Origin of the sequence: Paenibacillus sp. FSL L8-0340, assembly GCF_038593145.1 — a bacterium.
GTDB lineage: Bacteria > Bacillota > Bacilli > Paenibacillales > Paenibacillaceae > Paenibacillus_AQ.
On record NZ_CP151967.1, the window covers coordinates 7053984 to 7066572 of the forward strand.

Consider the following 12589-nt stretch of genomic DNA (forward strand, 5'->3'; position numbering starts at 1 on the left):
AGTTATATTTCCTCACATATTATATTCAAACTATAGTCATTTTGATTTTTCGTTACACTAGACACATTGTCTAATTTCAAAAGTGTATTTTTTACCTGCCTGACGATATAGCGAGGGGGAAGCTTATGGATTGGGAACTTGTATTTACGGTCCGCGATGCGCTGAAAAGACCGCTGTTCGCGGAAGCGGAGCTTATCGGCGGAAAAAACGGCCTGAACCGGGCGATTCGCTGGGTGCATGTACTGGAAAGCGCCAGTTTTGAAAGACTGATTCACGGGGAAGAGATGATATTGACTACGGGGATGGGTGTAAGTGTTGATTTGCCTGCCTCCTTATCATTTATGCACAATTTGATCGATAAGAATGCCGCCTGTTTGTGCATCGAGCTGGGAGAGTATTTCTGCAAAATCCCGCAGGAGATGATCGACCTGGCGAATAGCCACGATTTCCCGCTGATTATTTTCACCCGAACGGTACGTTTCGTGGATATCACGCTTGACCTGCATTCCCTCATCATCAACCGCCATCACCGCATGCTGCAGGAGCTGGAGAGCATCTCCCGTGAATTCCACCGCCTGACGTTGACTTCCCAAGGGACCCTTAAGGTTCTGCAGCTATTATGTAAAAGCACCCGCACGCAAATTGTATATATGCAGCTGCAGGGCAAACCCCTGTTCTTCCCGGCGCTGCCGCCCGAGGATCAGGCCCCATTGCTTCAGTTCTTCGAAGCCTTCAGCGAGGAGATGGAGGGCGTACAGCCCGATGCCGCACCTTACATCCGTGAATTCGGCCACAAGCTGATCGCGCTGAAGCCGGTGGGCGCGCTCGACCAGACCTGGGCTTATATCCTGATGGTCAGCAGCCACAAACCCCAGGAGTTCGACTGCCTGCTGCTGGATTCCGCCTCCCTGTCGATCGCCCAGGAGCTGCTGCGCACACGGTATATGGAGGAACGCAAGCTGTTCTCCGAGAACCTGTGGGTGGATGAGCTGATCAGCGGCCGCACCCAGGATGACAACCGGCTCAAGGGACTGGCGGGACCCGACTTCAATGTCTTGAATGAGCTGCCGTACCGCGTATGCCTGATTGAGATCGAGAATCCCCGCGATGTTAAATGGAACAGCTCGGAGAATGATTGGGAATCCATCACCTTCCATCTGTCGCTCATTCTCCGCTCCATCTTCGAGAAATACTCGCTGCGCCCGCTGATCACACTCAAGAACAACCGGCTCACTGTCATCGCGCTAGATATCCAGTCCAAGCTGCCCGGCAAGCTGCGGCTGCAGCAGGCGCTTGATTCCCTGCTGCATATCCGCTCCGACGAGAAATTGAAGGACCTGCAGCTCGTTATTGGAGTCAGCAAGTCCCACAGGGGCCTGAAACATGCCTATGCCGGTTATCAGGAAGCCGTACAAGCGTTGTCTCTCTATACTTGTTACCAGAAGTCTGTGTTGTTCTACGAAGAACTCGGCGTATTCCAGCTGCTGCTGAACCTGAATGACGGCAAGACGCTGGAGAATTTCATCCGCAGCTATCTCGGCCCGCTGATCGATCACGACCAGTCCAAAGGGAGCGAGCTCCTGCTGACGCTGCGCGTCTATCTCGACCACGACGGCTCCAAGCAAATCGCCGCCCGCAATTTGTTCATCGTCAGACAGTCGCTCTATTACCGGCTGGACAAAATCACCGAACTGCTGGGCGAAGACTTCATGCTGCCGGAGAACCGCATCTCCATCCAGGTCGCCCTGCGTGCCTACCAGTTCCTGTATCCGGAGAAATTCACTCTGCCCAGCTCCCGTTCAGCACAGCTTTGAACGTCTCGATTATAAACTGCACATCCTCATCGGTGGAGGATAACGGCGGTGCAAAGGTAAGCACATTATTGAATCCCGCCACCGTATCTCCGTTTTTGCCGATGATTAGCCCTTTAGATTTGCATTCGGCAATAATTCCTTTGACGACAGCCAGATCGGCAGGCTGCTTGGTGGCTTTATCTGCCACCAGCTCAATGCCGATGACCAGCCCAAAGCTGCGGACATCTCCTACCAGCTTGTGATCCCGCAGCTTAGAGAATGCATCCGCCAGCCTTTGCCCGAGGATTTCAGCACGCTCCACCAAATGCTCCTGCTCCAGAATCTCCAGGTTGCGCAGCGCAAGCGCACAGGCCGCAGGATTGCCGCCGAACGTATTCACATGGCGGAAATATCCATAATCATCACTGTTGTCCTTGAAGACCTCATAAATATCCTTGCGCACCGCCGTTGCCGACAGCGGAAGATAGGCGCTGGTCAGCCCTTTGGCCATCGTCACTATATCAGGTTTGATGCCGAAATTGTGATGGCCAAAGCTGCGGCCGGATCGCCCGAAGCCGCAGATGACCTCATCAATAATCAGCAGTACTCCATGCTTGCGGCAGATTTCCTGCACCCGGTCCATATACACCTGATGCGGCACAATGACTCCGCCTCCGGTAATCACCGGCTCCATAATTACCGCCGCAACCGTCTCTGCTCCCTCCCAGACAATCGTATCCTCAATGGCCTGCGCACATTGGAGGTTGAACGCCTCCACAGTCATGCCGTCAGGACGGCGGTAGCTGTCCGGCGGTGCCACATGGAGGAATCCGCCGGTCAGCGGCTCATATTTATATTTGCGCTGCGCCTGGCCGGTCGCTGACAGGGCGCCGAGCGAGCTGCCATGATAACCGCGGTAGCGGGCAATGAATTTATGCCGGTAATGCTGGCCGATTTGCTGCTGGTATTGGCGGGCCATTTTGAAGGCCGCTTCGTTCGCTTCCGATCCGCTGTTGGAGAAGAAAATGACATAGTCGTCGCCCAGCCATTCATTCAACTTCTCGGCAAGCGCGATAGCCGGCCTGTGGCTCTGCGTGAGCGGAAAATAAGGCAGGGTGAGCAGCTGCTGATAGGCCGCATCGGCCAGCTCCTTGCGCCCATATCCGACATTGACGCACCACAGCCCGGACATCCCGTCCAGAAATTTATTCCCGTCAATATCGGTAACCCATGATCCGCTTGCCGTCGCCGCGATCATCGGCGGATGGCTCTCGCTGTAAGGGGTAATGTTATGCCATAGATACTGCTGATCTTTCTTGACGGCCAGCTTGCTTTCGTTCTCCAGGCTCTGCACCGCAATCTCTCCTCTCAACATTCCATTGTGGTCAATAACGCGCAGTGATCATTTTCTTGCGGGTGTAGAATTCTACACCGTCACGGCCGTTGGCGTGCAGGTCTCCATAGAACGATTTCTTATAGCCGGAGAAAGGGAAAAAGGCCATCGGCGCAGGTACACCGAGATTCACGCCAAGCATTCCGGCATCAATCTCTTCCCGGAACTCCCGGACCGCCTTAGCGCTGTCCGTATAAATGCAGGCTCCATTGGCAAATGGGGACTGATTCGTTACGTTTATCGCCTCCGCCAGATCCTTGACACGCACCACAGACAGCAGCGGAGCGAAAATCTCATCGCGCCAGATCGTCATTCCCGGCTCTACACGGTCGAAGATGGTCGGCCCGAGAAAGTAGCCCTTTCCTCCCGCCGCTGCATCTTTCCGGCCGTCCCGTACCAGTTCCGCCTTCTCCTGTACACCTGCCTCAATATAAGCCAGCGTACGGTCCTTGTTCGACTGGCGGATGACCGGCCCGAGAAATACTCCAGCGTCCCTGCCGTCGCCGATCTTCAGCCCGTCGGCCGCCTCAAGGAGACGGCGCACCAGTTCATCGGCAACCGTCTCCTCCACGACGACCACCGAGCAGGCCATACAACGCTCGCCCGCCGACCCGAAGGCCGCAGCGATAATATTCTTCACCGTATGGTCCAGATCGGCATCTTGAAGCACAATCGAATGGTTTTTGGCTCCGGCCAGTGCCTGCACCCGCTTGCCATGTGCAGTCCCTTGCTTATACACATATTCCGCTACCGGCTGTGAACCAACAAAGGAAATCGCCTTCACCTCGTCGTGTTCAAGTAATCCACCCACTACATCATGCGATCCATGCACCACATTCAGCACACCCGGCGGAAACCCCGCTTCCGCAAACAGCTCCGCCAGCCGGTTCATCAGCAGCGGTGTCCGTTCGGAAGGCTTCAGCACAAAGGTATTGCCGCAGGCCACTGCCAGCGGAAACATCCAGCAGGGCACCATCATCGGGAAGTTAAAGGGCGCGATCCCGCCGATCACCCCCAGGGGGTAGCGGTACATGCCCGATTCAATTCCGGTGGCAATATCCGGCAGCTGGCTGCCCATCATCAGTGTGGGGATGCCGGAGGCAAACTCCACACATTCAATACCGCGCTGCACTTCGCCCAGCGCTTCCTCCAGGCTTTTGCCGTTCTCCAGCGTAATCAGCTCAGCCAGCTCATTCCAGTGCTGCACCAGCAGCTGCTGGTACTGGAAGAAATAGCGGGCCCTCCGCGGAACGGCAACCCTCTTCCATGAATGAAATGCCTCTGCCGCAGCTTGTACCGCAGTATCCAGCTCTTCGCGGCTGGAAATCGGCACATAAGCAATCACTTCTCCGGTTGCCGGGTTGAACACTTCCTCCTCCCGCCCGGATGATGACGCCACCCAAACCCCGTTTATATAATTCCTGACCTTTTCAGTCTGCTTCGCCAGCAGAGACATAGCCTGCACCTCTTTCACTGTTTGTGGATGCCGATGATAACAGATGACCGCCAGAACGGGCGGCCATCTACTATCAATATGAGGGAAACCGCTTATTTCGCTGCCATTTCAACAATCTCGTTCGTATAGGCTTCTTTCACGTTGGCCGCCTCTTTGATTACACCGAATTTGAGCGCGATGTCTGCCGTCTGCTGGAATGCAGCTGCATCGGTATACCCCAGCTTGGAAACGTCAAAGCCCTGCGGCTGGATCAGCTTGGCAACCTCCGTCATCATCGTGAGCTGATGCTCTCTTGAAGTGCTGCCTTCTTCAGCGAGCTTCATTACACTATCTACAGCCGCCTCAGGATCGGCGATGGCATCTTTCCAGCCCTTCAAGGAAGCGCGGACGAATTTGGCCGCTGTCTCCTTATTGTCTGCAAGCCACTCTTTATTGGCGAACAGATTGTCTTCGAGCATCGCTACGCCTTCATCATTCATATCAATCACATTCAGCGCTTCGGCCTTGATGCCCGATTCCAGCACAACCTGATATTCGTTATACGTCATCGCCGAAGCCGCGTCGATTTCGCCGCCAAGGAATTGGTCCATCGTGAAGCCCTGCTTTGTGAAGTTCAGGTCCTTATTGGAATCCAGCTTGTATTTATCAAAAAGCGCAAGGATTTCAAACTCGTTACCACCCATCCAGTTGCCGACTTTTTTGCCTTTCAGATCCGCTGCACTGCTGATTCCTGCCTCCTTCTTGGACACCAGCACCAGTCCGCTCTTCTGGTAGATTTGCGCAATCTGCACCAGCGGCATTTCCTGTTCCTGGCTGGTCAGCAGACTCGCCACCCAATCCACGCCGATATCGGCGGAGCCGCCCGCGACCTGTTGTTCAGGTACTATATCCGGGCCGCCGGGCAGGATCTCTACATTAAGACCTTCTTCAGCATAGTACCCCTTGTCCTGGGCCAGGAAGTATCCGGCAAATTGGGCCTGGGGCACCCATTTCAGCTGGAGCTTGACCGTCACCGGTTCCGCAGCCGGTTCTGTGGCCTTTTCCGGTGAAGCCGAAGCCCCCGTGCCTGCCGTCGCTTCAGCCGCCGGAGCATTATTATTGTTATTACCTCCACAACCTGCCAGCAAAGAGATTGCCATGATCATTACCGCCATCAACAGCCCACCGTGAAATTTGCCTTTATTCCCTTTCATCACGCAGCTCCCCCTACCCATTTGAGTTTGTAGTCTGGTGTAACAGATTTAAGATGACGCCCGCTGGGAGGAATGCCACTTGATGAATACCTTCTCCAGCCGCTCCACTACCAGATAGAAGATGACTCCGGCTATAGCTGCAAGTACGATGCAGGACCAGCCCAGCGGCATCTTGGCCACCTTGATCGAGTTGGATAGCAGGTAGCCAAGCCCTCTGGAGGAGAAGAAAAACTCTCCGACAATCGCTCCGATCATACTTGCGGTAGCATTGATCTTCAGCGCGGTGAACACATACGGCAGACTGTTCTGAATCCGCAGATAGCGGAATACCGCCGGCTTGCCGGCTGCGTAGGAATGCATTAAATCCAGCGCCAGCGGATCAACTGATACCATCCCTTTATAGGCATTGATAGCCATCGCCGCCATGGTCGTCGCCGTAACGATTGCGGCACGCGAGCCGATCCCGTCGCCGAACCACAGATTCATAATCGGTGCCAGCGCAACAATCGGCACAGCATTCAATGCAGCGACCAGTGTCAGGCTGCCACCGCCCCAGCGGGGCCAGGCCGTTGCGACCAGGGCGATCAGGAAGCCGCAGGCCGAACCGATCAGCATTCCCGCCACAGCCTCAGTCAGTGTATAGCCGGTATAGGACAAGAGCAGGCTGAAATTATTCCTTATCGCCTCCGCTATGGCCGAAGGCAGCGGCAGCTGGTATTTTTTCAGATCGAACAGCTTGTGGAATATTTGTGCTTCCCAGAGAACCAGAAAAAGCACACCGGCCAGCAGAGGCAGAATCACGCCAGCGTTCAGCCAGCTCACAGAGCGGCGGCCAAACTTCCGCTTGCTCCGTCCAGTAAATACGTCTTCCTTCGTTGTTATACGAGATGGTGTAGATCCCTCATTCCCTGCAGAGGCTATCAACGTTGCTTCACGCACAGTATTCCCCTCCATTAGCGGCGCCCCCCCTTCGGGCGGAATTCAGGCTGCCATGGCGCAACCAGGCGTTCGGCGAGGCTCATCAGTCCGTAGCTCGCCACTCCCAGCAGAGCGCCGACAATTACCGTGGACCAGAACATATACGTATGGGAAGGACCATAATAGAGATTGCGCAGCATGATCACACCTATGCCATGCTGCGCCCCCATAAGCTCTACCAGAATCGCACCGGTCACGGCAAGCGGGGCTGCGACCTTGAGGCCGCTGAACAGTGCCGGCAGTGCAGCCGGAAGGCGCAGCTTCCAGTACACCGCCCAAGGTTTGGCGGCATAAGAATGCATCAGCTCCAGCGCCGGCAGATCGACGCTGCGCAGACCGCGCAGCATGTTGAGCGCAACCGGGAAAAAGGTAATGTATCCGGAAATAATGATCCGGGACACCTGCTCATCACGTACAATACCGTAAATAATGGGCGCAAGCCCCAGAATCGGGATCATCTGCGAGGCTATGGCATACGGAAAGGCAAGCTGCTCGATCGTCTTTGACAGACTCATCAGCACAGCGAGAACCACACCCGCAGAGGCCCCGATCAGAAACCCGACTCCTGCATTGCCAAAGGTAGCTCCCCCCTCCTTAACCAGCGTGCCGCTGTACTTCCATAAGGTAGCCGCCACTTCATGAACATAAGGCAGCTTCGACTGGGCCAGCGGCGTTTGTGCCACATGGAGCAGCATCCAGGAGCCAGCCTCCCACACCATCAGCAGCCCAAGGAGCCAGACGGACAGCGGCAGCACGCGGCTGCGCATAAACGCACTGTTCCCCTTCATCGTTACACCCCTTCAAAGCTGTCGCGGATCGTGGCGATCAGTTCAAAAAACTGCGGGCTGTTTCTCATTTCCGCCGTACGCGGACGCGGCAGCGGAATATCAACAATGGCCGACAGCCTTCCCGGATGCGGAGAAAGCACGAATACGCGGTCAGACAGAAAAATAGATTCAGGAATGCTGTGGGTGACAAAAACAATGGTGCTCTGCACCTTGCTCCAGACAGCCAGCAGCTCTTCATTCAGGCGCTCACGGGTAAACTCATCCAGCGCGGAGAACGGTTCATCCATGAGCAGTATCTCCGGTTCCATCGACAGCGCTCTGGCAATCGCAACCCGCTGCTGCATACCGCCGCTGAGCTGCCAGGGATATTTGTCCGCGAAGCCTTGCAGCCCGACGAGATCCAGCAGCTCCAGCGCCTTGTCCTCACGGATCGACTTCTTGACGCCCATCAGCTCCAGCGGCAGGGTAATGTTGTGTTTCACCTTGCGCCAGTCATAAAGTACCGGACTCTGGAAAACTATGCCGTACTTTTGGGCCAGTCTGGCTTCCTTGGCGCTTTTGCCAGCCACCGTTATGTTTCCGTCGGTTGGTGTAATAAGATCTGCCATCAATCTCAGCAGTGTGGTTTTGCCGCATCCCGATGGACCCAGCAGGGAGACGAATTCTCCTTTGGCAATATCAAGGCTCACCTGATGCAATGCAAGCACATCCGCAGTCTCCGCCACATAACGCATTTCAACGTTTTCCAGCTGTATTTCAGGAATTCTTGCCGCTACTAATGACATTCCCAGCTCCCCCTTCATCCCTGAATCCATTCGTTAAATGTTAATTAACTTAACGTAAATTCTTATGAAACGCTGAATTTCTTTTTGAAATGTAGTATTAACTAACATGGTACACTCTGCTCCCGGTACACTCACTAGACAAATAGTAAAATTGCATCTGTGAAATTCCGTCACTTTGTCTAGGAGTGGCGCTTTCATTGTTAATAATGAAGAAATATGCCGATAAAAGAAGGTAGCGGTATTCACGCTTCACTGCGTTCAATCCCGAATGTTATCCATGAAGATATGTGGTACTATTTATCTATATTCTTGCTGAAACAGGAGACAATACGTGATGTTTAATGCTTATAATAACGCCTCATGGCTATATGCCCCGTTGTCCCTGCTCCCATGGCCAGCCTCGGCAGCCCACACTACCTGGAGGCCCAGCCGATGGAAGCTATGATCTCGAATTATATTATCATTGTCTCCATCTCCGGTGTGCTGAGCGCACTTCTCGCGCTGTTCGCCTATTACAGAAGAACGGATTTCTCCGGAATCAATGCCTTCATCCTCAGCTCCATCACTTCCGCGATCTATACCTTTGGCTTCGCGCTGGAATTGTCGGGCAGCACTATGCAGGAGATTGGCTTTTGGGTCAAGGTGGAGTATCTGGGTATGCCCTATATCGCTCCTTCCAGCCTGATTATGATCATGCATTTCGTCGGCCTGGACCGGCTGGTTAAGAAAGGGCTGCTGACCGCGCTGTACTCCATCCCCTTAATCTCTACCGTGCTCGTATGGACCAACGATTATCACCATCTGTTCTATCATTCAATGCATTTCCGGGAAGGTGCCCCCACCCCGCTGATCGACATCGTGATGGGGCCTTGGTATATCGTGCAGGGCAGTTTGACCTTCGGCTGCATGCTTGCCGGAATGTGTCTCATTCTCTGGCAGTGGAACCGGATGAAGCGGGTCTACCGCCGGCAGATGATGACGATCTTCATCGGGCAGTTCCTCCCGGCTCTGGGAGCCTTCCTCTATTTAATGAACATGACCCCTTATGGAATGGACCCTGTGCCGGTGATTATGAGCGTGACTTCGACCCTCTATATTTGGGCGATTCTTTCCAGGGGCATGCTGACCGCGGCACCCATCGCCCGGGAGAATTTATTCGAGAGCATGCGTGACGGAGTGCTGGTCACGGACCGCAAAGATACGCTTGTCGACTATAACCGTGCTGCCACGGAAATGCTGGAGGGCCTGGATTCATCAGCCATCGGCAGACCGCTCGCCCAGCTGTTCCTGCCTGCGGGCAAAGACGCTGTAGATTATGTAATGAATTCCGACCCTCTGCTCAGCGAGGAACGCGAGCTGGCCTGGAATATCAACGGGGAGACCAGCTACTACCAGGTCAGATCCTCTCCGGTGCAGAAGCATGACGGTCACCTGGCCGGGCGGATGATTATGCTGATTGATGTGACAGAGCGGACACTGCTTCAGGCCAAGCTGCTGCAGCTTGCCACTGTCGACAGCCTGACCGGTATCTATAACCGTACGCACTTCATGGAGCAGAGCCGGTCTCTGCTGGAGGAAGCAGTCGGCAGCAAGCGCCCCTTGTCCATCATCCTGCTCGATATCGACTTTTTCAAAAGCATCAATGACCGGTACGGACATCAATATGGCGATATAGCGCTCCAGCATATTGTCAGCGTATGCAGCAAACATGTGCGCGAAGGGGATATCTTCGGGCGTTACGGAGGCGAAGAATTCGTCATTTGTCTGCCTGACACTTCCTTGAAGCAGGCGGCTCTGCTCTCCGAAGCTATCCGTGACAGCATTGAGCACAGCGAAGTCTACACCTCGTCCGGTCCAATCCATGTAACGGCAAGCTTCGGGGTGGCGGAGGCGTTCAGAGAACCTATTTCGCTTGAAGAGCTGCTCTCCGAAGCGGATCATGCGCTCTACAGCTCCAAACGCAACGGACGCAATACCGTACATTTATCTAGCGGAGGTTCGATCACCCCCTTTACACCTGTTTAAACGAACAGCCCTGTTCTCCGGCACGAAGCCGATTAGAGAACAGGGCTGTTATCTCATCATTCTGCAACACAATGACCCCGCCAGTGCGTGGCAGGGTCTGAATATAGTCAGTAGAAATTATGAATATTGCAGTTAACGCCGCTTCGCGCCCGCCATGAAATATTCCACACCCTGCAGCAAATCCCCAGGCAGCTCTTCAAGCTGAAGATAGGTCTTCAGCTCCAGCACCACCCGTTCCCGGTTGTGTCCGAACACATCGACGATCCGGGCCAGCCGTTCCCAGGGAGCCAGATCCTCCCGGAACTCCTGCCTGGTCATCGGCAGCCCATGCGACTCCACATACCAGTCCGCGTCATAGCGGTAAGCAATGTCCAGCAATTTTAAGAACCCGGTGCTGCTGTATTGGCGCGGTCCGCCATATACAGAAGGGCCTAGAGCATCGCCCAGAAAAAGCACCTTGTCTTCCTTAACGTAAAGCACGCAGGAGTCCGGCGAATGGTCGCCGCCTACATGGACCACTTCACAGATAACTCCGCCCAAATCGACCGTGAGGCTGCCGGTAAACACAATATCCGGCTTGACGACAGTTACCTCTCTTGCCCCGCCGTACTCCAGACGGATATGTTCCGCGCTTTCTTCACTGATCGTGCCACTCTTTACAAGCTTCTCCAAGCCCTCTTCTCCCCAGTTCCGCCCGGTCAGGCTCTCCAGCACTTTCGCCGTCTCTTCATGGGCAATAGCTGGAGACAACCAGGATGAGAGCCCGAAGGTGTGATCCCAGTGCCAATGGGTCAGAACCAGCATGTCTGGCTGCCTGCAGCCGCGTCTGGCCAGTTCTTCCCGGAACAGCGCTGCATGGGCCGGCGAATTGCCGGCATCCATCAGAAGTGTACGCCGTTCCCCTGTAATTGCTGCCAGTACCGGACGATCCGTGTCATGCTCCGGATGCATAATCAGAATGTGACGGCTAAGCTGTTCGAACTTGTGCTCCATCTCGTGCTCCCCCTTGCAATATACATCAGACTGAAAATAGGCCGGACAACAAAGTATATCCGGACGTTCTTTTGGTGATAACAGCACCCATAGCGGTATTTCCGGCCTCGTTCATTTCAGGCCATCTTTAATCTTCATGTTGCCTCAATTACGGACAATAATCAACAGCCCTTGTTTGCTCTAGAGGGTTTTAAGTTTAATAAGAGTTAGCTGATCTGTTCGGGTCAGGTACGGATATACTGACAAGGAGGAGATTCCATGATTAAGATCGGGCTAACCGGCTTCGGTGACCATGAAGAGCTTTACGGCAAAATCAAGCCCGCTGACCGGCTCCCTACCTATAGCGCGCATTTTCCGATTGTGGAGATTGACAGCTCCTTTTATGCCGTGCAGCCAGTCAGAAATTACGCCAAATGGGTGAGCCAGACGCCGGATGCCTTCCGGTTTATCGTTAAAGCCTATCAGGGAATGACTGGCCATTTACGCGAGAAAAAGAATTATTATGACACTCCGGAGGAAATGTATCAGGCCTTCCATACCTCTATTGAGCCAGTCCGGGCAGCCGGGAAGCTTGCGATGGCCCTCTTCCAGTTTCCGCCGTGGTTCGATTGCACCAAAGAGAACGTGCAGTTTCTGCGCGAGGCCAAGCAGCGGATGCTGGATGTGCCTTCCGCCATCGAATTCCGCAATGACTCCTGGTACAGTCCGGAAATGCAGGCCAAAACCCTGCAGTTTCTGGAGCAGGAGGGCTGGATTCATACAGTGGCCGATGAACCCCAGGCCGGATCAGGCTCGGTTCCGATTGTGCCGGTGGCCACATCACCGGATATCACCTACGTGCGGCTGCATGGCCGCAACGCCCAAGGCTGGAGCCAGAGCAGCCATCCGAATTGGCGGAGCCTGCGCTACTTGTACCGCTACAGCACAGAGGAGCTGACCGAGTGGCGGGACCGTCTGCTTGCGCTGGAGCAGTCCTGCCGGGAGCTGTACGTGGTCTTCAACAATAACTCCGGTGGTGACGCCACCGATAACGCCAAAGAGCTGCAAACGCTGCTCGGAATCGACGGCGGACTGGCCCCGCGCCAGCTGGACTTATTTTCATGAGCACCAGATGTGTACATATCCTCTCTTCTGCTCCTTACTGAATTACGACACCAATCGCATTTATCCATTCCTATCATAATT

10 protein-coding genes are annotated in these 12589 nt (G+C 54.4%); 3 read left to right on the forward strand and 7 right to left on the reverse strand.

Annotated features, from left to right (window positions below):
* The first annotated feature begins 125 nt into the window (after window positions 1–125).
* Window positions 126–1814 (forward strand): PucR family transcriptional regulator ligand-binding domain-containing protein, encoded by a 1689-nt coding sequence (locus NST07_RS32300; RefSeq protein WP_342480773.1) that lies wholly within the window; start codon window positions 126–128, stop codon window positions 1812–1814.
* On the opposite strand, the gene NST07_RS32305 is transcribed toward NST07_RS32300, so the two are convergent.
* The 6 genes from NST07_RS32305 to NST07_RS32330 all read right to left on the reverse strand — a co-directional run bounded on the left by NST07_RS32305 (window position 1780) and on the right by NST07_RS32330 (window position 8386).
* A complete protein-coding gene (locus NST07_RS32305; RefSeq protein WP_342481997.1) occupies window positions 1780–3147 on the reverse strand; it encodes an aspartate aminotransferase family protein in 1368 nt (455 codons plus the stop codon). The genes NST07_RS32300 and NST07_RS32305 overlap by 35 nt on opposite strands.
* Before the next feature lie 31 nt (window positions 3148–3178).
* Complete coding sequence (locus tag NST07_RS32310) at window positions 3179–4642, reverse strand: CoA-acylating methylmalonate-semialdehyde dehydrogenase (RefSeq protein ID WP_341097811.1); 1464 nt, start codon at window positions 4640–4642, stop codon at window positions 3179–3181.
* Window positions 4643–4734: 92 nt separating this feature from the next.
* On the reverse strand, window positions 4735–5835 hold the full coding sequence (locus NST07_RS32315; protein ID WP_341096981.1) for an ABC transporter substrate-binding protein: 1101 nt from the start codon (window positions 5833–5835) through the stop codon (window positions 4735–4737).
* 48 nt (window positions 5836–5883) lie between these two features.
* On the reverse strand, window positions 5884–6789 hold the full coding sequence (locus NST07_RS32320) for an ABC transporter permease (protein ID WP_342480774.1): 906 nt from the start codon (window positions 6787–6789) through the stop codon (window positions 5884–5886).
* Complete coding sequence (locus NST07_RS32325) at window positions 6789–7601, reverse strand: ABC transporter permease (RefSeq protein ID WP_341096983.1); 813 nt, start codon at window positions 7599–7601, stop codon at window positions 6789–6791. The genes NST07_RS32320 and NST07_RS32325 overlap by 1 nt, the downstream gene beginning before the upstream one ends.
* Window positions 7602–7603: 2 nt before the next feature.
* Window positions 7604–8386, reverse strand: a complete 783-nt coding sequence (locus NST07_RS32330; protein WP_342480775.1) for an ABC transporter ATP-binding protein — start codon at window positions 8384–8386, stop codon at window positions 7604–7606.
* Window positions 8387–8818: 432 nt separating this feature from the next.
* Here NST07_RS32330 and NST07_RS32335 point away from each other — a divergent pair, with 432 nt between their 5' ends.
* Window positions 8819–10411 (forward strand): histidine kinase N-terminal 7TM domain-containing protein, encoded by a 1593-nt coding sequence (locus NST07_RS32335; protein ID WP_341096987.1) that lies wholly within the window; start codon window positions 8819–8821, stop codon window positions 10409–10411.
* 132 nt (window positions 10412–10543) lie between these two features.
* Here the strand turns inward: NST07_RS32335 and NST07_RS32340 are convergent, their stop codons facing one another.
* Complete coding sequence (locus NST07_RS32340) at window positions 10544–11404, reverse strand: MBL fold metallo-hydrolase (RefSeq protein ID WP_341096989.1); 861 nt, start codon at window positions 11402–11404, stop codon at window positions 10544–10546.
* Between the two features lie 258 nt (window positions 11405–11662).
* Here NST07_RS32340 and NST07_RS32345 point away from each other — a divergent pair, with 258 nt between their 5' ends.
* Window positions 11663–12508, forward strand: a complete 846-nt coding sequence (locus NST07_RS32345) for a DUF72 domain-containing protein (protein WP_341380063.1) — start codon at window positions 11663–11665, stop codon at window positions 12506–12508.
* Window positions 12509–12589: the final 81 nt, after the last annotated feature.

Coding starts and splice junctions, on each gene's coding strand:
- NST07_RS32320 (WP_342480774.1), bottom strand. CDS start 6,789: ATGGAGGGGAATACTGTGCGTGAAGCAACGTTGATAGCCTCTGCAGGG.
- NST07_RS32315 (WP_341096981.1), bottom strand. CDS start 5,835: ATGAAAGGGAATAAAGGCAAATTTCACGGTGGGCTGTTGATGGCGGTA.
- NST07_RS32300 (WP_342480773.1), top strand. CDS start 126: ATGGATTGGGAACTTGTATTTACGGTCCGCGATGCGCTGAAAAGACCG.
- NST07_RS32335 (WP_341096987.1), top strand. CDS start 8,819: ATGGAAGCTATGATCTCGAATTATATTATCATTGTCTCCATCTCCGGT.
- NST07_RS32340 (WP_341096989.1), bottom strand. CDS start 11,404: ATGGAGCACAAGTTCGAACAGCTTAGCCGTCACATTCTGATTATGCAT.
- NST07_RS32345 (WP_341380063.1), top strand. CDS start 11,663: ATGATTAAGATCGGGCTAACCGGCTTCGGTGACCATGAAGAGCTTTAC.
- NST07_RS32330 (WP_342480775.1), bottom strand. CDS start 8,386: ATGTCATTAGTAGCGGCAAGAATTCCTGAAATACAGCTGGAAAACGTT.
- NST07_RS32325 (WP_341096983.1), bottom strand. CDS start 7,601: ATGAAGGGGAACAGTGCGTTTATGCGCAGCCGCGTGCTGCCGCTGTCC.
- NST07_RS32310 (WP_341097811.1), bottom strand. CDS start 4,642: ATGTCTCTGCTGGCGAAGCAGACTGAAAAGGTCAGGAATTATATAAAC.